The organism is Paenarthrobacter sp. C1 (assembly GCF_049315185.1).
In the GTDB taxonomy this organism is placed as follows: domain Bacteria; phylum Actinomycetota; class Actinomycetes; order Actinomycetales; family Micrococcaceae; genus Arthrobacter; species Arthrobacter nicotinovorans.
In genome coordinates, this window is record NZ_CP186052.1 from 1,897,459 (window position 1) to 1,919,438 (window position 21,980).

The window sequence follows — 21,980 nt, forward strand, 5'->3', positions numbered from 1 at the left end:
ACTGCGTGCATGCCTGCGGGGCCGCAACCGGAGCAGGCAGCGCCAATAACAGTAGAATGAACCACTGTGAGTAACGAGACCGCAGTATTCAGTACAGACACCGCCAGCCCTGATGCGGAGACCACCGCAGCGTACGGTGCCCCGACCCTGGACGTGCAGCTGAAAATGCTCGACGCCGGCCTGGAAGCCCCGTCCTACGCCCACCCAGGCGATGCCGGAGCCGACCTCCGCGCCCGCGAGGACGTGCATCTGGCCCCGGGGGAACGGAAGCTCGTTCCGACGGGGGTCTCCATCGCCTTGCCCGACGGCTTCGTCGCCCTCATCCATCCGAGGTCGGGACTCGCCACCAAACACGGGCTGACAGTCGTCAACGCTCCGGGAACCGTCGATGCCGGATACCGCGGCGAGATTGCCGTGACACTGCTCAATACCGATCAAAACAGCGCCATCAGCCTCAAGCGCGGCGATAGAATTGCACAGATGGTGATTCAGCGTGTGGAGTACGCGCGGTTCGTTACCGTGGACCAGTTGTCCGATTCCGTCCGCGGCACCGGCGGCTTCGGTTCCACGGGCGGATTCAACGCACCGAAGGCCTGAGCCGACTACTCAATCGGCGCGTGCTGCCGACTGCCCTCTGACGCTGTTGCGCGGTTAACGTGGATTAACGTGGTTGCGGTTTACTTGGGGACAGACCACTACTAAGGAGAAAACCCAATGCTTTTTGGGCGCGGCAAGAAGTCCAAGGCCGAGCGGTCTGACACCGCCGGCACCGTCGAGGAATCCGGTGCCGAGGCGCAAGATCCCCAAACCAGTGAGTCCCCTGCGCGGGGTGACTTCCGTCTGGGCAAAGGTCCCCTGGACGTGGATGAAATCGACAGTCGCGAGGGGTACGTTGACCTGGGTGCCCTGCTGATCGCGCCTGCTGAAGGTCTCCAGCTCCGCCTTGAGGTGGAAGAAGCAACCCAACGCGTGGTGGCAGTGACGCTGGATCTGGCAGGTTCCAGCCTGCAGTTGCAGGCATTTGCTGCACCACGTTCGGAAGGGTTGTGGGATGAAATCCGGGAACAGATCACCCAGTCCGTAGCAAGCCAGGGCGGCGAAACGGAAGAAATCCAGGGAGACTTCGGTACCGAACTCGTAGCCAAGCTGCCGGCCGAGGCCGCCGATGGAAGCAAGGGATTCCGCGCAGCCCGCTTCATGGGCGTGGACGGGCCCCGCTGGTTCCTGCGCGGCGTGCTCGGTGGGCAGGCTGCCCTGGAACGTGACGCCGCAGCAGGCCTGGAGGAGCTCTTCCGCCGCGTAGTAGTGGTCCGCGGCGACAATCCGATGCCGCCACGAGAACTGCTGCAGCTGCGCTTGCCCAAGGATGCAGCCGTTCCCGGCCCGGCCGCCGCTCCACAGGGAGCCGTGCCGCCGTCGGACTCCACCCTTCAGCAGCCCGAGCGAGGCCCGGAGATCACCCAGATTGGCTGACTCGCCGGGCCACGGGGGAGTGGCGTCGCAGCGCCCCGGGGACCGGGGGATCCGTGATCTTCCCGAGCGGGGAAGGGCAGTATGCACGGGGATCATCGAGTCGGTGACGCACCAGCCACCCAGCGAACAGCCATTTTTCTCCGCTATGGTGGTGGACGCCCTCAGGCCGGGAATCCAGCCCTCCGCGACGAGCGGGGGAGCCAGGAAGCCCTACGACCGCCTGCGCGTCATCTGGCTCGGCCGGACACGTGTACCGGGAATCGAAGCCGGCGTGGAACTTCGCCTCAACGGCATGGTGACGCAGCTTGACGGCTTCCCGGCAATGTTCAACCCGCGCTACGAAATACTTTCCCGTCAGGAGCACCTATGACCGTCGCCAACGGATCAGACCCCAAGGACACCGGACCGTCTTCGCCCCAACGCGGCGAGGGGCCTGGTCTGGAGGCACCGGCGCCCGACACGGATAAGCCGCGCATGTCCGACATCGCCGCCGGATACGCCGAAAAAGCAGGACTTCACCGCAACAGCGCCGGCCACGTGGACATGTTGAAGTCGGCCGGTGGTGTGCAAGGCATTGCCGAGAGTATCCTGCCGGGGCTTGTCTTCCTGGTGACCTTTACCATCACCCGGGACCTGACGCCGTCGCTTGTTGCCGCCCTGGCGACTGCAGCAGTCTTTACCGTCGTCCGCCTGATCCAGCGGCGCCCCCTGACACAGGCGCTGGCAGGCGTGGTTGGAGTCGGTATTTCCGCCTGGCTCGCGAACACCACCGGGAAGGCCGAGGACTTCTACGTGCTCGGGTTCTTCACCAACCTCGCGTATATCGCCGCCATGGTCCTTTCCATCGTGCTCAAATGGCCCGTGGCCGGCCTGCTCTTAGGGTTCGTCCGCAATGAGGGCCTTGAATGGCGGAAGGATCCTGAGCGGCTCCGTGCTTACAAGCTCGGCACCTGGATCGTGGTGGCTGTGCTCGCCCTGCGCCTGGTAGTGCAGGTTCCCCTGTACTTCATGGGCGAGGACGGGTTGACCGCACTTGCCACCACCCGGCTCCTGATGGGTGCCCCGCTCTACATCCTGGGGTTGTGGGTGGCGTGGCTGGTCACCAAGCCCGGAGTTCAGCCGTCGAAGCCGTCGTCGTCGGACGCTTGAGCCGTTTCCGCGGCGTGTTCGCCGGAGTCTTCGCCGGCGCCTGAATTCTTCGACAACAGTGCCCGCAGACCATCTTCCGCCGCGATGGTGGTGACGAAGAAGAGCTCGTCGCCACCATCGAGGACGTCGTCCCGCGTGGGGGTGATGGGGGCCTGGTCGCGCAAAATGGCCACAAGTGTTGAATCTTCGGGCCATTCAATCGCACCCACGGTGCTCCCAATCACATGGGAGTCGTGCGGAACCGTGAACTCCACGATTGATGCCACACCGGTTTGCAGGGTCAGCAGGCGCACGATGTCGCCAATCTCCACGGCTTCCTCGACGAGGGCCGTCATGAGCTGCGGAGTATTGACCGCGACGTCAACACCCCAGGAGTCGTTGAACATCCAGTCATTCTTCGGGTTGTTGACGCGTCCGACGGTGCGTCCGACGCCGAACTCGGTCTTGGCGAGAAGCGACACGACCAGATTTACTTTGTCGTCGCCTGTGGCTGAAACCACGACGTCGGCATCGTCAAGTTTGGCGTCCTGCAAGGTGCTTAGCTCACAGGCGTCGCCCACCAGCCACCGGGCACCGCGGAGTCCGCTGCGTCCGATGACCTCGGGTTTGAGATCGATGAGCAGGATCTGGTGATGGTGGGCCAGGAGCTCGCGCGCAATGGACGAGCCGACGCTGCCTGCGCCAACAATGACAACTTTCACTAAGACTCCTTGGCGGGTGCTTTGGCGAGGATCCGGCTGATCTCGGATGTTCGGTCCAGGCTCAGCATGGCGTGGACCGTGTCGCCTTCCTGGTAGGCGGTGCCGGCCTGCGGAAGCAGGCCCTCTCCGAAGCGGGTAAGAAAGGCGATGCGTATACCGGCGGCCTCTTCGATGGAGCTGAGCCTGTGGCCGATCCAATCCTGGTGCAGGTCCACTTCAGCCAGGACCAAACGGCCTGAGGGTTCGCGGTAATCGCCCGCCAGGTGTTGTTCGGGCAGGATGCGGCGAAGGACCTGATCCGCACTCCAACGCACGGCGGCAACCGTGGGGATGCCCAGACGCTGGTAGATTTCGGCGCGTCCCGGGTCGTAGATGCGGGCCACCACGTGGGCAACGTGGAAGGTCTCGCGGGCCACCCGGGTGGCCAGGATGTTCGAGTTATCGCCGCTGGAGACCGCTGCGAAAGCGTAGGCTTCCTCCACGCCGGCCTGCTTGAGGGTGTCCCGGTCAAAGCCCACTCCGGTGACCTTGCGCCCGGTAAAGGACTTCCGCAACCGGCGGAAGGCCCGCTCGTCCTGATCGATGATGGCCACGGAATGGCCTGCATCCTCCAAAGTGTGTGCCAGAGTTGCGCCAACACGCCCGCAACCCATGATCACGAAGTGAGCCACCATGTCTCCTAATGTGTGTTGTCCCTGCCGCTCGGTATGACTTTACCGTCGCCGGCCGGCTAAGCACGCCTTCGTCGTCATGACATCGCAGGGTATTCAGAGTAGCTTTGCGGAGTGCTGACAATTTTGAATGCCGCGAAGCGGGTGCTGGTGGGCCGGCCTGTCCGGAACGACCGCCTGTCCCACACGCTGTTGCCCAAACGCATCGCATTGCCGATCTTCGCCTCGGACGCCCTGTCGTCGGTGGCGTACGCCCCGGATGAAATCCTGCTTACGCTCGCCTTGGCCGGGGTCAGCGCCGTGGCGTTCTCGCCCCTGGTTGGCCTCGCCGTCATGGTGGTGTTGCTCACAGTGGTGGCCTCGTACCGCCAAAACGTCCATGCCTACCCGTCCGGTGGCGGCGACTATGAGATCGCGAACGTCAACCTCGGCAAGTATGCGGGCCTTACGGTTGCGTCGGCCCTGCTGGTTGATTACGTCCTCACCGTCGCGGTGTCCATGTCGTCGGCTGCGACGTACCTGACCACCGCCATCCCCTCGCTCCACGGCCAGCAGGCGTTGATCGCCACCATAGGTGTCACCATCCTTGCGTTGGTCAACCTGCGGGGAATCAAGGAAGCCGGCACGGTCTTCGCCATTCCTACCTACATCTTCATGGCGTCCATCCTGGGCATGACGGCCGTTGGAATCTTCCAGGCGGCGACCGGACAACTGGGGGAGGCCCCGTCAGCCAACTTCACAATCGTTCCCGCGCCCGGATTCGATGAAGGCCTGGTGGGACTTGCCGGCGCCTTCCTGCTGCTTCGGGCCTTCTCCTCGGGAGCCGCGGCCCTCACCGGCGTCGAAGCCATCAGCAACGGCGTACCCAACTTCAAGAAGCCCAAGAGCAAGAATGCAGCGACGACGCTGCTGCTCCTGGGTGTCATTGCCGCTTCGATGCTGGCTGGAATCCTCTACCTGGCCAATGCCACGAAGGTACACATCGTCCTGGACCCGGCAAAGGAGTTCCTGGTGGACGGCAAGCCGCTTCCCGAGGGCTACATCCAAACCCCGGCCATCAGCCAGATCGCCGATACGATCTTCGGCTCCGGCTCCATCCTCTTCTACATCGTCGTTGCAGCCACCGGCATCATCCTGGTGTTTGCCTCCAACACCGCCTTCAACGGATTTCCCGTACTGGGCTCCATCCTTGCGCAGGACGGATACCTTCCCCGCCAGTTGCGCACCAGGGGCGACAGGTTGGCTTTCAGCAACGGTGTCCTGGCCTTGGCAGCCGGAGCCTTGGTCCTCATCCTCGCGTTCAACGCAGATGTCACCAAGCTGATCCAGCTCTACATCGTGGGCGTTTTCATCTCCTTCACGGCGAGCCAGCTGGGCATGATCCGCCACTGGGGCCGTGAGCTGAAGCTGGCCAAGGACAAGGTTGTCCGGCGGCGCATCATCAAATCCCGCACCATCAACATGATGGGCTTCGGGATGACGGCACTGGTGCTGGTGATTGTCCTCATCACAAAGTTTGAACAGGGTGCCTGGATCGCCCTGCTCGCGATGTTCATCCTCTTCCTCATCATGTGGAGCATCCGGGCCCACTATGACAATGTCGCCAAGGAACTCGCAGTCGACGAAGACTCCTCTCCCCGCGCACTGCCTACCCGGGTCCATGCCGTACTTCTCGTCTCGCACGTGCGTAAACCGGTCCTGAGGGCGCTGGCCTATGCCCGCGCATCAAGGCCATCACGTTTGGACGCCGTGACCGTGGACATCAACTCCGAAGAGACGGAGCACACCGTCAGGGACTGGGAAAAACTGGAAATTCCCGTTCCCTTGACTGTTTTGGCCAGCCCCTACCGTGAAACTGTCACGCCCATCATGGACTACATCAAAACCATGCGCCGGGACTCTCCACGCGACCTCATCGTCGTGTACATCCCTGAGTATGTGGTGGGCAAGTGGTGGGAACAGCTGGTCCACAACCAGACAGCACTCAGAATCAAGACGAGGCTCCACTTTGAACCCGGAGTCATGGTTGCCAGCGTTCCGTGGCAACTGAAGTCGTCCGAAGAAGCAAAGGCACTGCAGGATACCCAATGACCCCCCACAGCAATCCGCCCCGCACGGGGCACAGCGACACCCACGGAGCCCAGGCCGCGGACGGTGATGAACTCGTCGTCAGCGTCGGTCCGATCGCCCACGGCGGGCATTTCGTCGCACGTCACGAGGGCCGCGTTATTTTCGTCCGGCATGCCATCCCCGGTGAGAAGGTCCGCGTCCGCTTGACCGACTCGGGTGACTCGTCGCGCTTCTGGCGCGCCGACGTCGTGGAGGTCCTGGACGCTTCGCCCGACCGCGTTCCGCACTTTTGGAAGGCGGCGGATTCCCTGGCGTCCTGGAACCGGGGTGCCCCGCCGGTCGGCGGCGCCGAACTGGGGCACATCTCGCTCGAGCGGCAGCGTGGCCTGAAAGCAGAGGTTCTCGCCGAACAGCTGAAACGGCTCGCCGGCCTGGATCTCGCCACCGGGGTGGAGGCAGTCGGCGGGAACCACGACGACGGACTCGGCTGGCGTACGCGCGCCAGCTTCGCGGTGACCTCCAACGGACGCTTGGGCATGCATGCCCACCGCTCGGACATGGTGCTTCCGGTCAAGGAAATGCCGTTGGCCCTGCAGGGGATCAACGACCTCCGGCTTTGGGACATTGACCTTTCCGGCATAGCCCGCGTGGAGGTCGCTGTCCCAGCCAACGGTTCCAGGCCCCTGATCCTCCTGGCTCCGGAGGAAGGCACCAGCCCCAAACGCTTGCACAGCATCGTCTCCCAACTGCCAGGCGACGTCTCCGTGGCGGGTTTCGATCCCATCAAGGGCGAGGTCCAGCAACTGCGGGGGAGGACCTGGGTCCAGGAGAGTGCCGCAGGCTACGACTACCGGGTAACAGGAGAGGGTTTCTGGCAAATCCATAAGGACGCACCGGACACCCTGGTTGGAGCTGTGACGGACTATCTTTCCCGCGGCGGGTATCTGGAGCCCGGTGCGGCTGTCGCCGATCTCTACGCCGGCGCCGGGCTGTTTACGGCCCCTCTGGCGGACGCCGTAGGGATCACTGGTTCGGTCCTCTCTGTCGAGGGCTCGCCGGGCACCAGCCGGGACGCCCGCAAGAACCTCCATGGAGCGCCCCAGGTGGAAATAGTCCAGGGCCGCGTGGAGCGGGTCCTGCACCAGCGGTCCCGCAGCTTCGACTCCTTGGTGCTGGATCCGCCCAGGGCCGGCGCAGGCAAAACCGTGGTCAAGCAATTGATGGCCACCGGCCCGCGTGCAATCGCCTATGTGTCCTGCGATCCCGCTTCCTTTGCGCGTGATCTGGGTTACTTCCATCAGGGTGGATGGCGGCTGGAATCGCTGCGGGCTTTTGATCTCTACCCCAACACCCACCATCTCGAAACGGTTGGCCTGATCGTTCCGGCCGCCTAGCTGGGCCGGTCCCCGTCCGCGCGAGACTGCGGACGGGGCGGCTTTGGCGGATGGCTGCCCGTGGCGGAGACAATGCCACTACGATGGGCGTAGTAGTCCCGCTCCGCAGGAATGAACACCCCCGGGGTGGGGTGACCAACAGAGATGCCGCCCGGCTAAGTAAGGTCCACCTAACTGGCTAGCGGCCAACCACGCGACAAAGATGAAACTGTTGCGAGAGGAGTCCTGCCATGAGCACTGTGGACAGCTTCGGTTCCAAAGGCGTACTGAATGTAGCCGGCACCGACTATGAAATTTTCCGGTTGAACTCCGTAGAAGGCGCAGACAGCCTTCCGTTCAGCCTCAAGGTATTGCTTGAAAACCTCCTGCGGACTGAGGATGGCGCCAATATAACGGCTGACCATGTCCGCGCCCTGGCCGGTTGGGATCCCAACGCGGAGCCCGACACGGAAATCCAGTTCACCCCGGCACGTGTCATCATGCAGGACTTCACTGGCGTTCCCTGCGTTGTTGACCTGGCCACCATGCGTGAAGCCGTCAAGGAACTTGGCGGCGACCCCAAGCGCGTCAACCCGTTGGCGCCTGCGGAAATGGTTATCGACCACTCCGTCCAGATCGACGCGTTCGGTAACTCGGGCGCGCTGGAACGCAACATGGAGATCGAGTACCAGCGCAATGGTGAGCGCTACCAGTTCCTTCGCTGGGGCCAGACCGCGTTCGACGACTTCAAGGTCGTTCCCCCGGGAACCGGTATTGTCCACCAGGTCAACATCGAGTACCTGGCACGCACCGTGATGACCCGCGAGGTTGACGGCGTCGTCCGTGCCTACCCCGACACCTGTGTGGGCACTGACTCCCACACGACCATGGTCAACGGCCTTGGCATCCTGGGTTGGGGCGTCGGTGGCATCGAAGCCGAGGCAGCAATGCTCGGCCAGCCGGTCTCCATGCTCATTCCGCGTGTTGTCGGCTTCAAGCTCAACGGCAGCATTCCGGCCGGCGCAACCGCTACGGACGTCGTCCTGACCATCACGGAAATGCTGCGCAAGCACGGTGTTGTGGGCAAGTTCGTCGAGTTCTACGGCGAAGGCGTTGCGGCTGTGCCGCTGGCCAACCGCGCCACCATCGGCAACATGAGCCCGGAATTCGGTTCCACGGCCGCCATGTTCCCGATCGACGACGTCACCTTGGACTACCTGCGCCTGACGGGCCGCTCCGAAGAGAACGTCGCCCTGGTGGAGGCGTACACCAAGGAGCAGGGCCTCTGGCACGACCCTTCCCGCGAACTGCGTTTCTCCGAGTTCCTCGAGCTGGACCTCTCCACGGTTGTTCCGTCGATCTCCGGCCCGAAGCGTCCCCAGGACCGCATCGAGCTCACGGATGCCAAGGAGCAGTTCCGCAAGGACATCCACAACTACGTCTCCATCGAAGACGGCAGCGTGGACGAGGCCTTGGACGAATCCTTCCCCGCTTCCGATTCGCCGTCCTTCACGCACGCCGACTCGCACACCACGGAGACGGCACGCGTTGCGTCCGCCGCCAATGGTGCGAACGGCCGTCCGTCGTCGCCGGTTCACGTGAAGACCGCTGACGGACGCGAATTCGAACTGGACCACGGCGCAGTGTCGATCGCCTCGATCACGTCCTGCACCAACACGTCCAACCCTTCCGTCATGCTGGCTGCCGCCCTCCTGGCACGCAACGCCGTGGACAAGGGCCTCACCTCCAAGCCGTGGGTCAAGACGTCCGTCGCCCCCGGCTCCAAGGTGGTCACGGACTACTACGAAAAGTCCGGCCTGACCCCGTACCTCGAGAAGCTCGGCTTCTACATCGTGGGTTACGGCTGCGCCACGTGCATCGGCAACTCCGGCCCGCTTGAGCCGGAAATCTCCGAAGCAATCCAGGCCAACGACCTCTCCGTGACGGCAGTCCTCTCGGGCAACCGCAACTTCGAAGGCCGCATCAACCCGGACGTAAAGATGAACTACCTGGCTTCGCCGCCGCTGGTCATCGCTTACGCACTGGCTGGTTCCATGGACTTCGACTTCGACACCGATGCCCTGGGCACCGACTCCGAAGGCAACGAGGTGTTCCTGAAGGACATCTGGCCGAACCCGACCGAGGTGCAGGAAGTCATTGACTCCTCCATCGACGAGGCCATGTTCGCCAAGGGTTATGAAGGCGTCTTCGACGGCGACGACCGCTGGAAGGCACTCGACACCCCTGCCGGTGACACCTTCGCCTGGGCCGAGGACTCCACCTACGTGCGGAAGCCCCCATACTTCGAGGGCATGAAGGCGCAGCCGGATCCCGTCAAGGACATCTCGGGTGCCCGCGTGCTCCTGAAGCTTGGCGATTCCGTCACCACGGACCACATCTCCCCGGCCGGCTCCTTCAAGTCGGACACCCCCGCCGGCCAGTACCTCCTGGCCAACGGTGTGGAGCGCAAGGACTTCAACTCCTACGGCTCACGCCGTGGCAACCACGAAGTCATGATCCGCGGTACCTTCGCCAACATCCGCATCAAGAACCAGCTCCTGGACGGCGTCGAAGGTGGCTTCACCCGCGACTTCAGCCAGGAAGGCGCACCGCAGGCCTACGTCTACGACGCCGCCCAGAACTACCAGGCTGCGGGAACGCCGCTGGTTGTCCTGGCAGGCAAGGAATACGGTTCCGGTTCGTCCCGTGACTGGGCAGCCAAGGGCACTGCGCTCCTGGGTGTCAAGGCAGTCATCGCCGAGAGCTACGAGCGCATCCACCGCTCCAACCTGATCGGCATGGGTGTCCTTCCGCTCCAGTTCCCGGCCGGTGAGTCGGCTGCAACGCTGGGCCTGACCGGTACGGAAACCTTTGCAGTTGAGGGCGTCACCGAGCTGAACAACGGCACCACGCCGAAGACGCTCAAGGTCACGGCAACGGCTGAGGACGGCACATCCAAGTCCTTCGATGCTGTGCTGCGTATCGATACCCCGGGCGAAGCGGACTACTACCGCAACGGTGGCATCCTGCAGTACGTTCTGCGTCAGATCTCCGCATAACGTAATCCGGCTGGTTTCAGCCGATTACGGTGCCATGCAGCCCCGGCTGGTCGATTGACCGGCCGGGGCTGCTGGCGTCCGGGAGAATTCCGCCCCGCCGAAGCGGTGGCCGGGGGAACGCGCGGCACCGGGCACGCGCTAAAGTTAACGAGCACGTCATTCACCCTAAGGAGGGCCGTTGGGACTTTTGGAAACCGTCAAGGATCCACAGGACCTGGCCAAACTGTCCGGCAAAGAGCTGGAAGAATTGGCTGGCGAAATCAGGAAGTTCCTGATCACCAACGTCGCCGCGACAGGCGGCCACCTCGGTCCGAACCTGGGCGTGGTTGAACTTACCCTTGCAGTCCACCGGATGTTCGATTCGCCGCGCGACAGCATCGTCTTTGATACCGGCCACCAGTCCTATGTCCATAAACTTCTGACGGGTCGCCAGGACTTCAGTACCCTCCGTCAACAGGGTGGGCTCTCCGGCTACCCGGAGCGGGCCGAGTCCGAACACGACATCGTGGAAAGCTCCCACGCCTCGTCATCCTTGTCCTGGGCCGACGGAATTTCCCGCGCCCGCCAGCTCACCGGTGAAGGTGACCGGTTCGTCGTCGCGGTTGTCGGCGATGGTGCGCTGACAGGTGGCATGACATGGGAGGCCATCAACAACATTGCCGCTGACAAGCGGCGACGCGTCGTGATCGTGGTCAACGACAACGGACGTTCCTACGCGCCCACTGTCGGTGGTTTTGCCGACTACCTTGCCTCGTTGCGCCCCACGATCGATTCGCTCCGCACTGCCCCCGCGTACGAGCGGATGCTCGACTGGTGGAAGAAGAAGCTGCAGAACGGCGGCCCGGCCGGCCAGTTCACCTACAAGAGCCTGCACGCCATGAAGAAGGGCATCAAGGACTGGTGGGCCCCGCAGGGCATGTTCGAGGACCTGGGGATGAAGTACATCGGCCCCGTCGACGGACACAACCTCCAGGCCATGGAGCATGCCCTCAACACGGCGAAAGCCTACGGCGGGCCTGTCATTGTGCATGCCATGACCGAGAAGGGGCACGGGTACGCACCCGCCCTCGCCAACGAGGCGGACCAGTTCCACGCCGTGGGCATCATCGACCCCGAAACAGGGGAGTCCACTGAAATCCCCGGTGCCAGGTCGTGGACCTCGGTGTTCGCCGAGGAGATCGCGGACATTGCTGACGAGCGCGAGGACATCGTCGGCATCACCGGCGCCATGCTCATCCCGGTGGGGCTGCATAAGTTCGCTGAGCGCCATCCTGAACGCGTCATCGATGTCGGCATCGCCGAGCAACATGCCCTGACCTCGGCCGCAGGAATGGCCTTCGGCGGCCTGCACCCTGTGGTTGCCGTGTACGCAACCTTCCTGAACCGTGCCTTCGACCAGCTCCTGATGGACGTTGCGTTGCACAAAGCCGGTGTCACCATTGTCCTGGACCGCGCCGGAGTGACCGGTCCGGACGGGCCCAGCCACCACGGCATGTGGGATATGGCCATGGTCCAGATTGTTCCTGGCCTCCATTTGGCTGCCCCCCGCGATGCAACCCGGCTCCGCGAAGAACTCCGTGAGGCTGTTGCCATCAACGATGCTCCCACCGTTGTGCGCTTCTCCAAGGGCAGTGTCGGTTCCGAAGTTGAAGCCATCGAACGGCTCCACGACGGCGTGGACATCCTTGCGCGCAGGCCTGCAGGCTCCACTGAGAACGACGTCCTGATCGTCAGCGTAGGTGCGATGTCCGAGTTGGCCTTGGACGTGGCCGACCGCCTGGGCGCCCAAGGCATCAGTTCAACAGTGGTGGATCCGCGGTGGGTCCTTCCGGTCCGGAAATCAATCATCGCCCTCGCAGCCCGTCACCGCTTGGTGATCTGCATCGAGGACGGCGTACGCGCCGGTGGCGTTGGTTCCCGCATCCGCCAGGAAATGCGTGCAGCCGGCGTGGATACTGCCCTGAACGAGGTCGGCTTGCCGGTGGAGTTCCTGGTGCACGGTTCCCGGAGCCAGGTGCTGGAACGCGTCGGGCTCACCGCGCAAAAGATAACGCACGACGTCGTTGCCCAGGTTTTGGGGACCAAGGTCCCCTTTGCACGCCCCCTCCCGGGTCAGGAGCACCCCACTACAGGCAGCTTGCCCACCCTGTGAGGGACGATCGCGGACCGGGCGCCCTGCAGCCTGGAGACCTTGTTGTGGCGCGGAACAGGAAGTGGGACGGCACCGCCCACTGGGTTGTTCCCGGCCGTTATCTTGGTGAGGACATTTACGGCTGGTGGATATTCCAGGGCGCAGGGGAGTTCTGTTCCCGCCCGGGGGCGGCGTTCTACACCGCTTCTGATGCCATCTTGCTTGTACCCAGGACAGGCGAGTACGTGGCAACGTTCTACGACGACAGCTACCCGGGCGACTTCCGCATTTATGTGGACCTGGCCACCGCCCACGCCTGGACTCCCATAAAAGCCGGTGTGACCGAGTTCCACATGATCGACATGGACCTGGACGTCATCCGTTCCACCACGCACGGGGTGTTTGTTGATGATGAGGACGAGTTCGAGGAACACCGGGCAGCCATGGGCTATCCGGGACAAACAGTGGACGCCATGCGTGCCGAATGCGCAGCGCTATACGAAGCAGTGGACACCATGAAACCACCGTTCGACGTTCTGGGGTCCAACAGTCCCAGCGCCGAGTGGTTCAGGAAAGGACGCGCATGACCGGGATTATCCGGACGTACAAGACAGACGACGAGGGTGTACTGCACTTTCGCGAAGCCTGGTACGACGACGAAGACCAGCAGTTCGTGGTTAACCACGGGGTAGTTGGCCACCAGAGCAAGACCAACGAAACCGGAGTGGATGACGAGTCCGCTGTCGAAGGTTTGATGACCGCCTTTGCCGCCCAATGCGAGGAAGACGGCTACGCCGAGATTCCCGAGTCCGAGCAGTTCTGGGTGGTGGCGCAGATTGCGCTGAAGACCAAGGACGGCACAGAACGCGACCGCCATCTGGAAAGGAAGGCGAAAGCGGCCCTTACCGGCGAACTGGCGTGGCGTGGACTGGGGATCGTGGACCGCTCTGAGATCGGCAACGGCCACCTCAACATCTTTTGCCTGTGCCCGGATGTCAACAAAGCCGTCAACGCCATCAAGATCTGTGTCCGCGGCGAAGACCTGGACTTCACGAAGCTCACCGTGGCTGCCGCGCCCCATGGAGATCCCGCAGCGTTCAAGGTGAAGCACTCGCCGAAGCAAGGTATGGGCTTTAGTCTCTAAGTAGCACCCAATGCACGAGGAGGGAACCCCATGTCGTCCAAGAGCAACTGGCCCGGACATACACCTTTGCCCAAGGGCCTGGCAGCGCCGGCCAAGCGCGCACTGGCCCATCAGGGCATAGAAACATTGGAGCAGCTGGCCGAGTACGGTGAGGGCCAGGTTTCCAAGCTCCACGGCATGGGTCCAGTGGCCATCGCCCAGCTTGAGGATGCCATGGAGGAATCGGGAATCACCTACGGTACTGCCGGCGGCTAGGGGTTTTGTTGCCCGGGGTGACTATCTTCCCGCGGGAGCGGGATAGGGTGAATTCATGACTGAATACCGACGCCTTGGCCATTCCGGACTGACCGTCTCAGCTGTAGGGCTGGGCTGCAACAACCTAGGGCGTGCCAATACGCCCACGGAGTCCCAGGAAGGCACTGACGCAGTTGTCCGCGCCGCCGTTGAAGCAGGCGTGACGTTCTTCGACGTCGCCGATGTCTACGGACGTGAGCCGGGGCTCAGCGAAACCATGCTGGGAAAGGCTCTGAAGGGCCGCCGGGACGATGTCGTGATCGGCACGAAGTTCGGCATGGACATGCGCGGGGTGAACGGCAATGACTTCGATGCCCGTGGTTCGCGGCGGTACATCGTCAAGGCCGTCGAAGCCTCCCTGCGCCGGCTGGACACTGACTGGATCGACCTTTACCAGTTCCACACGCCTGATCCCCGGACGCCGATTGAGGAAACTCTGGCTGCCCTGGATGACCTGGTCTCCAGCGGCAAAGTCCGTTACATCGGGCATTCCAACTTTGCCGGCTGGCAAATAGCGCAGGCCGAGTATGTGGGACGCGAATCAGGTGGTGTCCGCTTCATTTCCACGCAGAACCACTACAACCTGCTGGACCGCCGCGCCGAGCTTGAGGTCCTTCCCGCGGCACAGGCGTTCTCCCTGGGCGTGTTGCCGTACTTCCCCCTCGCCAACGGGCTGCTCACGGGAAAGTATTCGGCGGGCAAGGCGCCGGAGGGCTCCAGGCTGAGCCATACACGGACCAACCTGGTGCACGACGCCGACTGGGAGCAGCTGGGCCGCTTCGGCCAGTTCGCCAAGGAGCGCGGCATCAGCGAGTTGCAGTTGGCTTTCTCCTGGCTCGCTGCCCAACCCGGAGTCAGCAGCGTTATCGCCGGTGCGACGCGGCCCGAACAGATCCGCGAGAATGCTGAAGCGGTCTGCTGGGTACCAACCCAGGAAGACCGTGACGAGCTGGACGACATCTTCCCGAAGTCGCCCAAGGTGGCGCTCTTCTGATCCGATACAGAACTGGCCGGCCCCGGAGCAACTGCTCCGGGGCCGGCCTGTTTACTGTTTGGCCTGTTCTACTCTTTGGATTTAGGCCGGTGCGGAAGCTACGCCAGGCGCCAGGAAGCGCTTGCCGTTGACCCGCTCGGAGGCACCCACCCTGTCCAGGTAAGGGGTGATGCCGCCCAGGAACATTGGCCATCCCGCACCCATGATGACGCACAGGTCGATGTCCTCGGGGCCGGCCACGACGCCCTCTTCGAGCATGAGCCCGATTTCTTCGGCCAGGGCATCCTGAGTGCGGCGAAGCACTTCTTCCCCGGTGGAGGGGGTGTTGCCGAACGACATGATGGCCAGCGTCTCAGCGGGAATGACCGGTTTCCCATCGGATCCCGGGACCCACAAGGACTTCACGCCGTTGTCGATCAGTTTTTGCAGGTTCTGCGAAACCGGGAAGCGGTCCCCGAATGCCGTGTGCAAGGATTCCTGGACGTGCTGGGCCACCGGAAGCCCCACCATGGCGCTGAGGGTGAACGGGGACATGGGCAAGCCCATCGGACGCAGTGCGGTATCGGCAACCTCTGCCGGGGTTCCCTCGTCGAACGCTGCGATGACCTCGCCCATGAGGCGAAGCAGGATGCGGTTCACAACAAAGGCGGCCGCGTCCTTGACCAGCACTGCGGTCTTCTTTAGTCCCTTGGCCAGTTCGAAGGCTGTAGCGAGGACAGCGTCGTCGGTCTTCGGTGCCTTCACGATCTCAAGAAGGGGCATGACGGCCACCGGGTTGAAGAAGTGGAAGCCGACCAGGCGCTCCGGGTGCTTCAGGTCTTCGGCCATGGCGGTCACGGACAGCGACGACGTATTGGTGGCCAAAATGCACTCCGGGGAGACAATTTCTTCCACCTCTGCGAAGACCTGCTTCTTGATATGCAGTTCTTCGAAGACGGCTTCAATCACGAAATCGGCGTCGGCAAAGGCTTCCTTGGAGACGGAGCCTGTGACCAGGGCCTTGGTCCTGTTCGCGGCGTCAGGCTTGATCCGCTTCTTCGCCAGCATTTTGTCCACCTCGGAGTGGACGTACGCTACTCCCTTGTCCACGCGCGCCTGGTCGATGTCCGTCATGACCACGGGGACCTTCAGCTGCCGCGCGAACAGCAATGCCAACTGGCTGGCCATGAGGCCCGCACCCACGACGCCGATCTTGGTGACAGGTCGTGCCAACTTGCGGTCCGGGGCTCCGGCCGGGCGCTTGGAACGCTTCTGCACCAGGTCCAGGAAGGCGTACACGGTGGAGCGGAACTCGTCCGTCTGCATGAGTCCGGCGAGGGTTTCGCATTCGAGCTCTGCCGACTCCTGCTGTGTCATGGACCTGTTGGCTTCCATGACGTCCAGGACTTTGGCCGGCGCGGGCGAGGCGTTGGAGGTTTTGGCCTCAACGAAGGCACGTCCTGCCGCGACCGCAGCGGCCCAGCGGGCGGCCACCGCTTCATCGGCTGCGTCCACGGCGTTCTTGCGTTCCGGCACCTCTTCACTTGCGATGACGCGTGCGGCCCAGGCCAGGGACTGTTCCACGAAGTCTGCGGGTTCAAAGATGGCGTCGGCTATACCCAGATCGTAGGCCTGCGGTCCGGTGAGCGTCCTGTTGTTGCTCAGCGGGTTCTCGATCATCACCTTGACCGCATTCTCCGGCCCGATCAGGCGCGGGAGGATGTAGACGCCGCCCCATCCCGGGACCAGGCCGATGAAGGCTTCCGGAAGCGCCAGCGCGCCGGCACCCGTGGAGACGGTTCTGTACGTGGACTGGAGGGCGATCTCCAGGCCACCGCCGAGGGCCAGGCCGTTGATGAACGCGAAACTCGGGACGCCGAGATCGGCCAAGGTTGCGTAGACGGCGTGCCCGAGCTGGGCCATCCAGAGACCGTGTTCGCGCTCCTTGAGGGTTTTCACGGCCGAGAGGTCGGCGCCGGCAACCAGGAAATACGGCTTGCCTGTGACACCGACACCCACGATTTCGCCCCGCGAGGCCCGTTCTTTGAGACCGTCAAGGACGCTGCCGAGCTCAACCAGCGTGTTGGGGCCGAGGGTGGTGGGCTTGGAGTGGTCCAGGCCGTTGTCCAGGGTGATGAGGGCAAAGGTCCCCACTCCGCCGGGGAGCTGGATGTCCTGGACGTAGGAGTGTGTGACGACCTCGTCGGGGAACAGTGCGGCGAGCTTCTGGAATTCTGCGGCGCTCATGCGGCGGCTCCTTCAGTGGGGGCGGTGGTTGCGGTCGTGACCGGCTCAGGGGTGGACGATGCGTAGTCGGCGTGGTGGGGGTTCTCCCAGATCACCGTTGCGCCCATTCCCAGGCCGATGCACATGGTGGTGATGCCGTAGCGGACGGACGGGTCCTCTTCGAACTGGCGCGCGAGCTGGTTCATCAGCCTGACGCCTGAGGAAGCCAGCGGATGTCCGACGGCGATCGCCCCGCCATAGCGGTTGACGCGCGGGTCGTCATCGGCAATCCCGAAGTGGTCCAGGAAGCTCAGTACCTGGACGGCGAATGCCTCGTTGATTTCGAACAGTCCGATGTCCTCGATGCCCAGCCCGGCGTTCTTCAGGGCCTTCTCGGTGGCCGGGACAGGGCCGATGCCCATGACTTCGGGCTCGACGCCGGCGAAAGCGTAGGACACGAGGCGCATTTTGACGGAAAGCCCGAGTTCCTCGGCGGCTTCCGCTGAGGCCAGGACGGCGGCCGTGGCCCCGTCGTTCAACCCTGCGGCATTTCCCGCAGTGACGCGGCCGTGTGCGCGGAACGGAGTGCGCAGTTCAGCCAGGTCCTCAACGGTGGTGCCTGGACGCGGCGGTTCGTCCGTGGTGTGCAGCGCCCATCCCTGACCGGGTTTCATGGTGGCGACGGGCACGAGGTCTTGCTGGATCAGTTCGTTGCTGTAGGCGGCGGCCAGCTTGGCCTGCGAAGCTGCTGCGTAAGCGTCCGTCCGGTCCTTGGTGATCGCCGGGAAGCGGTCGTGCAGGTTTTCGGCGGTGTTGCCCATGTTCAGGGCTGCAGGGTCAACCAGTCGCTCGGACATGAAACGCGGGTTGGGATCCGCGCCCGCGCCCATGGGGTGGTTGCCCATGTGTTCCACGCCGCCTGCGATGACGACGTCGTAGGCGCCGAAGCCGATGCCGCTCGCCGTCGTCGTTACCGCGGTCATGGCACCTGCGCACATGCGGTCGATGGCGAAGCCGGGAACGGAACGGGGGAGGCCGGCCAGGAGGGCCGCTGTGCGGCCGATGGTCAGGCCTTGATCTCCGGTCTGGGTGGTGGCGGCGATGGCTACTTCGTCGACGCGCTCCGCGGGAAGCGAGGGGTTACGCCTCATGAGTTCGCGGATGCATTTCACTACCAGGTCATCGGCGCGGGTCCCGGCGTAGATACCCTTTTCGCCGGCTTTGCCAAAGGGCGTGCGGACACCGTCCACGAAGACGACGTCCCGGACGTTGCGCTGGGCAGTGCGTGATGGACTCATGTATTTACTCCTCGTTGAGACATGGCACCGTGTCCCGCGGGGCGGGGTCCGGTTGGCATAACTGCAATGTTACTCATGGGTAACTTAGCGTGCAAGGCCATGGGCTTCTGCCCGCCGCATCCGGCACGCAAATGGCCCGCCGCCACGAACGTACGTTCGGGCAACGGGCCATTGCGACGGCGAGAACCACTAGGAGTCCTTGGAATGCTGTGCTTCGTTGGCCTTGGATTCCTTGGTTGGTAGCGGGCTCGGGTTTAAGCAGGCCTCGGTCAGGATGGGGGCGGCGATGGCGATTTGCCACTCCCTTGCGCCAAGCGTCCGAAGTTCCTGCGAAACGGTCTCCAGCGATACATCCGTTGGTGGCCGCCAGGCTATGCGCCTGAGGTAGTCCGGAGTCAGCAGGTTCTCCACGGGCAAGTTGAGTTCGTCAGCCTTGGCTTGGAGGGCCGGCCTTGCCGTGGCCAGCCGCGCTGCTGCCTCCGGGTCCCGGTCTGCCCAGACCCGGGGAGGCGGCGGGGCATTTGTGGGCAGATGCAGCGGAGGAAGGTCCGTCATGGATCTGGCGTTCGTGATGCAGCGCAGCCATCGGGGAGCTTCCCGTTGCGCTGACCTGCCGTGGAACCCCTTTGTGGCCAGAAGCTGTGGGACTGTGGTTGGCATGGCCTTGGCGGCGGCCACCAGGGCTGAATCAGGGATGAGCCGGCCAGGTGCGACGTCGCGCTTGCGGGCCAGCTGGTCGCGTTCCTGCCACAGTTCCCGGACGGCTGCCAGCTGGCGGCGGTCACGGATCTGATGGAGACCGGAGGTCTTACGCCATGGTTCGACCCTGGGTGCCGGGACACCTGCGGCGAGGATGCCGGCGAATTCCTGTTCGGCGTACTCCAGCTTGCCGTCGGCCTCCAGGAGTTCAATAAGTTCTTCGCGCAGCTCGGCGAGGACTTCGACGTCGAGCGCTGCGTACCGCAACCAGGGTTCGGGCAGTGGCCGAGTCGACCAGTCAGCGGCAGAGTGTTCTTTGGCGAGACCGAAACCGAGAAGTTGTTCGATAACAGCCGCCAGGCCGACGCGGGGGAGCCCTGCGAGCCGCGCCGCGAGTTCAGTATCGAACAGCTTGTCCGGCCACATGCCGAGCTCGGACAGGCAAGGCAGGTCCTGGGTGGCAGCGTGAAGGATCCATTCCACCCCGCGCAGGGCGTCGTTGACGATGTCCAGGTTGTCGAACGGTTCGGGGTCGATGAGCCAGGTCCCGGCTCCTTCGCGACGGATCTGCACCAGGAAGGCACGCTGGCCGTAGCGGAAACCGGAAGCCCGCTCGGCATCGACGCCGGCAGGTCCGGTGCCGGCTGCTATTGCGGCTGCGCATCGTTCAAGTCCGGCAGGTGTGTCGATGACCAGGGGTACGCCCTCGCGTGGGGTGTCGAGATCAATGACTTCAGGTACGTGGCTGTCAAAGCCGTCAACCTTGATGTGGGTGGTGGGATCAGCAACCGGATCGCCGGCTGTGGTGTTTTCCAGGTTTTCAGGGGTCATGGTGGCTTAAGCTTACCGATTTGTCGCGTAACGGGGCGCTTTTGCCTTCGCCAGCGCAGCGGTTACGGCGCGGGTGGCCGTCAATTGCGCCTCCTGTTGGGCAGGCCGGTGACCCCGGGTGGCAGTGGAGGCAGTCCGGCGAAAGTGCACACCATGTCGGACCAGGCTTCCAGATGCGATTGGACATCCGCGCCGTCAGGCGTCCAGGAGGCCCGGAGTTCTATGTCGATGGTGTCGGGCCGCTCAGCCAGGGTGCCGAAGCTTTCGGAAAGGATCCGGGTAGCAGTGCCGCCGGCAGCCCGGTAAGGGGCTGAACGGTGTTCCAGGGCTTCGACGAGCCACGTCCAGGCCACGGAACCGAGCATGGAGTCGTTGCCCATTTCCGCATCCATTTGGGCCCGGATATACGTGACGATCCTGAACTCGCCCTCCCACAAGGCCGATCCGTCCGGATCGTAGAGCAGGATGAAGCGGCCTGTGGCCAGTTCGTCCTCGTCTTCGCTGGAGGGGCTGCCGGCCTGGCTCTTGGCAAAGGCCTTGGCTGCCGGTCCATGCACGGGAACCTGGCGGGTGGCGGCGGTGGGGCTGAAGACTTCAGCGCCCAAGGCCACTGCATAAGGGGCCAAACGTGCGGGGGCGGGGATCTCATCAAGCCGCAACTCGCTGCGGCACTGGGCTTTTCGTAGCGTTCCCAAGGCGAAGAGAAAGTCCTGGGGAACTTGTGCGAGGGCGTTCACACTCGCAGATTATGCGTCCGGGGCGGCGAACCTGTGCAGGCTCGCCGCCCCGGACGGCAGGCGTATCAGCGTTACGCCAGTTCCTGCTTGATCGCCGCAACGAAGGTGTCGATGTCTTCTTCGGTGGTGTCGAACGAGCACATCCAGCGGACCTCGCGCCGGGCGGCATCCCAATCGTAGAACGCGAAGGACTTCCGCAGGCGGTCGGCAGCGCCTTCCGGGAGGATGGCGAAGACGCCGTTGGACTGCGTCGCCTGGGTGGGCTCGACGCCGTCGATCCCTTCAACGGCACTCCGCAGGCGGGTGGCCATGGCGTTGGCATGAGCGGCGGACCGCAGCCACAGCCCGTCCTCCAGGAGTGCGATGAACTGGGCGGAGATGAAGCGCATCTTCGAAGCCAGCTGCATGTTCATCTTCCGCAGGAACTTCAGGCCGTCGGCGGCTTCAGGGTTGAGGGCCACCACCACTTCGCCGAAGAGCAGGCCGTTCTTGGTCCCTCCGAATGAGAGGATGTCCACGCCGGCGTCGCGGGTAAATGCACGCAAGGGAACGTCCAGGTGGGCAGCGGCGTTTGCCAGCCGCGCGCCGTCCATGTGCAGCTTCATGCCCTTGGAGTGGGCGTGGTCGGCAATGGCGCGAACTTCTTCCGGCGTGTAGCAGGTGCCGAGTTCCGTTGTCTGCGTGATGGAAACAACCAGGGGTTGTGCACGGTGCTCGTCGCCCCAGCCCCAGGCTTCACGATCGATGAGCTCCGGGGTGAGTTTTCCGTCCTCAGTGGGGACCTGCAGGAGCTTGATCCCGCCGATACGTTCCGGGGCCCCGTTCTCGTCCATGTTGATGTGTGCGGTGGAGGCGCAGATGACGGCCCCCCAGCGCGGCAGCAGCGACTGCAGCGACAGGACATTGGCGCCGGTGCCGTTGAAAACCGGGAAGGTCTCGATGCCTTCGCCGAACTGCTGCTCCAGGACGGCCTGCAGCCGGGCCGTGTACACGTCCTCGCCATAGGAAACCTGGTGTCCACCGTTGGCGGCCGCCAAGGCCGCAAGGATCTCCGGGTGCACGCCTGAGTAGTTGTCGGAAGCAAAACCCCTGACCGTGGGGTCGTGCAGCCGGCTGCCCTCGGAAATGTGGCCCGTGCTGGGCATTGCCTC

19 protein-coding genes are annotated in these 21,980 nt (G+C 63.7%); 12 read left to right on the forward strand and 7 right to left on the reverse strand.

Annotated elements, in window-relative coordinates; genetic code table 11:
* Window positions 1-66: 66 nt before the first annotated feature.
* The 4 genes from dut (at window position 67) to ACNAOU_RS08945 (ending at window position 2,622) form a co-directional block, all read left to right on the forward strand.
* Complete coding sequence (gene dut / locus ACNAOU_RS08930; RefSeq protein ID WP_018778686.1) at window positions 67-597, forward strand: dUTP diphosphatase; 531 nt, start codon at window positions 67-69, stop codon at window positions 595-597.
* A 117-nt stretch (window positions 598-714) separates the two neighbouring features.
* A complete protein-coding gene (locus ACNAOU_RS08935; RefSeq protein WP_018778685.1) occupies window positions 715-1,473 on the forward strand; it encodes a DUF3710 domain-containing protein in 759 nt (252 codons plus the stop codon).
* A gap of 103 nt (window positions 1,474-1,576) precedes the next feature.
* On the forward strand, window positions 1,577-1,843 hold the full coding sequence (locus ACNAOU_RS08940; RefSeq protein WP_229778591.1) for a hypothetical protein: 267 nt from the start codon (window positions 1,577-1,579) through the stop codon (window positions 1,841-1,843).
* Window positions 1,840-2,622 (forward strand): DUF3159 domain-containing protein, encoded by a 783-nt coding sequence (locus ACNAOU_RS08945; RefSeq protein ID WP_422758446.1) that lies wholly within the window; start codon window positions 1,840-1,842, stop codon window positions 2,620-2,622. The genes ACNAOU_RS08940 and ACNAOU_RS08945 overlap by 4 nt, the downstream gene beginning before the upstream one ends.
* Here ACNAOU_RS08945 and ACNAOU_RS08950 read toward each other — a convergent pair.
* Together ACNAOU_RS08950 and ACNAOU_RS08955 are read right to left on the reverse strand one after the other, a co-directional pair.
* Window positions 2,589-3,323: a potassium channel family protein gene (locus tag ACNAOU_RS08950; RefSeq protein WP_018778682.1), complete on the reverse strand. Its 735-nt coding sequence runs from the start codon at window positions 3,321-3,323 to the stop codon at window positions 2,589-2,591. The two genes, ACNAOU_RS08945 and ACNAOU_RS08950, sit on opposite strands and share 34 nt — an antisense overlap.
* Window positions 3,323-3,994, reverse strand: a complete 672-nt coding sequence (locus tag ACNAOU_RS08955) for a potassium channel family protein (protein ID WP_026267290.1) — start codon at window positions 3,992-3,994, stop codon at window positions 3,323-3,325. The genes ACNAOU_RS08950 and ACNAOU_RS08955 overlap by 1 nt, the downstream gene beginning before the upstream one ends.
* Before the next feature lie 114 nt (window positions 3,995-4,108).
* On the opposite strand from ACNAOU_RS08955, the gene ACNAOU_RS08960 reads away from it, so the two are divergent.
* The 8 genes from ACNAOU_RS08960 (at window position 4,109) to ACNAOU_RS08995 (ending at window position 15,059) form a co-directional block, all read left to right on the forward strand.
* On the forward strand, window positions 4,109-6,085 hold the full coding sequence (locus tag ACNAOU_RS08960; RefSeq protein ID WP_039240785.1) for an APC family permease: 1,977 nt from the start codon (window positions 4,109-4,111) through the stop codon (window positions 6,083-6,085).
* Window positions 6,082-7,458 (forward strand): class I SAM-dependent RNA methyltransferase, encoded by a 1,377-nt coding sequence (locus ACNAOU_RS08965; RefSeq protein ID WP_079581344.1) that lies wholly within the window; start codon window positions 6,082-6,084, stop codon window positions 7,456-7,458. The genes ACNAOU_RS08960 and ACNAOU_RS08965 overlap by 4 nt, the downstream gene beginning before the upstream one ends.
* 230 nt (window positions 7,459-7,688) lie before the next feature.
* Complete coding sequence (locus tag ACNAOU_RS08970) at window positions 7,689-10,496, forward strand: aconitate hydratase (protein ID WP_018778678.1); 2,808 nt, start codon at window positions 7,689-7,691, stop codon at window positions 10,494-10,496.
* Between the two features lie 178 nt (window positions 10,497-10,674).
* A complete protein-coding gene (gene dxs, locus ACNAOU_RS08975) occupies window positions 10,675-12,648 on the forward strand; it encodes a 1-deoxy-D-xylulose-5-phosphate synthase (RefSeq protein ID WP_018778677.1) in 1,974 nt (657 codons plus the stop codon).
* Entirely contained in the window at window positions 12,645-13,214 is a 570-nt protein-coding gene (locus ACNAOU_RS08980) for a DUF402 domain-containing protein (RefSeq protein WP_422758447.1), read from the forward strand. The genes dxs and ACNAOU_RS08980 overlap by 4 nt, the downstream gene beginning before the upstream one ends.
* Window positions 13,211-13,771 (forward strand): hypothetical protein, encoded by a 561-nt coding sequence (locus tag ACNAOU_RS08985; RefSeq protein WP_039240788.1) that lies wholly within the window; start codon window positions 13,211-13,213, stop codon window positions 13,769-13,771. The genes ACNAOU_RS08980 and ACNAOU_RS08985 overlap by 4 nt, the downstream gene beginning before the upstream one ends.
* A gap of 30 nt (window positions 13,772-13,801) precedes the next feature.
* Window positions 13,802-14,026, forward strand: coding sequence for a hypothetical protein (locus ACNAOU_RS08990; protein WP_018778674.1), 225 nt, complete (start codon window positions 13,802-13,804; stop codon window positions 14,024-14,026).
* A 55-nt stretch (window positions 14,027-14,081) separates the two neighbouring features.
* Window positions 14,082-15,059, forward strand: a complete 978-nt coding sequence (locus tag ACNAOU_RS08995; RefSeq protein ID WP_039240789.1) for an aldo/keto reductase — start codon at window positions 14,082-14,084, stop codon at window positions 15,057-15,059.
* An 81-nt stretch (window positions 15,060-15,140) separates the two neighbouring features.
* On the opposite strand, the gene ACNAOU_RS09000 is transcribed toward ACNAOU_RS08995, so the two are convergent.
* From ACNAOU_RS09000 to ACNAOU_RS09020, 5 genes are all read right to left on the reverse strand, one after another.
* Window positions 15,141-17,285 carry a 3-hydroxyacyl-CoA dehydrogenase NAD-binding domain-containing protein gene (locus ACNAOU_RS09000; RefSeq protein WP_422758448.1) on the reverse strand — a complete coding sequence of 715 codons (2,145 nt, stop codon included), beginning with the start codon at window positions 17,283-17,285 and terminating at the stop codon, window positions 15,141-15,143.
* Window positions 17,282-18,562: a thiolase family protein gene (locus ACNAOU_RS09005; RefSeq protein WP_422758449.1), complete on the reverse strand. Its 1,281-nt coding sequence runs from the start codon at window positions 18,560-18,562 to the stop codon at window positions 17,282-17,284. The genes ACNAOU_RS09000 and ACNAOU_RS09005 overlap by 4 nt, the downstream gene beginning before the upstream one ends.
* A 189-nt stretch (window positions 18,563-18,751) precedes the next feature.
* Entirely contained in the window at window positions 18,752-20,092 is a 1,341-nt protein-coding gene (locus tag ACNAOU_RS09010; protein ID WP_275779077.1) for an HRDC domain-containing protein, read from the reverse strand.
* A gap of 80 nt (window positions 20,093-20,172) precedes the next feature.
* Window positions 20,173-20,829, reverse strand: coding sequence for a DUF3000 domain-containing protein (locus ACNAOU_RS09015; RefSeq protein ID WP_422758450.1), 657 nt, complete (start codon window positions 20,827-20,829; stop codon window positions 20,173-20,175).
* A gap of 71 nt (window positions 20,830-20,900) precedes the next feature.
* Entirely contained in the window at window positions 20,901-21,974 is a 1,074-nt protein-coding gene (locus ACNAOU_RS09020; protein ID WP_018778668.1) for a threonine aldolase family protein, read from the reverse strand.
* Window positions 21,975-21,980 lie beyond the last annotated feature (6 nt).

Coding starts and splice junctions, on each gene's coding strand:
- ACNAOU_RS08970 (WP_018778678.1), top strand. CDS start 7,689: ATGAGCACTGTGGACAGCTTCGGTTCCAAAGGCGTACTGAATGTAGCC.
- ACNAOU_RS08935 (WP_018778685.1), top strand. CDS start 715: ATGCTTTTTGGGCGCGGCAAGAAGTCCAAGGCCGAGCGGTCTGACACC.
- ACNAOU_RS09005 (WP_422758449.1), bottom strand. CDS start 18,562: ATGAGTCCATCACGCACTGCCCAGCGCAACGTCCGGGACGTCGTCTTC.
- ACNAOU_RS09000 (WP_422758448.1), bottom strand. CDS start 17,285: ATGAGCGCCGCAGAATTCCAGAAGCTCGCCGCACTGTTCCCCGACGAG.
- ACNAOU_RS08965 (WP_079581344.1), top strand. CDS start 6,082: ATGACCCCCCACAGCAATCCGCCCCGCACGGGGCACAGCGACACCCAC.
- ACNAOU_RS08990 (WP_018778674.1), top strand. CDS start 13,802: ATGTCGTCCAAGAGCAACTGGCCCGGACATACACCTTTGCCCAAGGGC.
- ACNAOU_RS08945 (WP_422758446.1), top strand. CDS start 1,840: ATGACCGTCGCCAACGGATCAGACCCCAAGGACACCGGACCGTCTTCG.
- ACNAOU_RS09010 (WP_275779077.1), bottom strand. CDS start 20,092: ATGACCCCTGAAAACCTGGAAAACACCACAGCCGGCGATCCGGTTGCT.
- ACNAOU_RS09020 (WP_018778668.1), bottom strand. CDS start 21,974: ATGCCCAGCACGGGCCACATTTCCGAGGGCAGCCGGCTGCACGACCCC.
- ACNAOU_RS08985 (WP_039240788.1), top strand. CDS start 13,211: ATGACCGGGATTATCCGGACGTACAAGACAGACGACGAGGGTGTACTG.
- ACNAOU_RS08995 (WP_039240789.1), top strand. CDS start 14,082: ATGACTGAATACCGACGCCTTGGCCATTCCGGACTGACCGTCTCAGCT.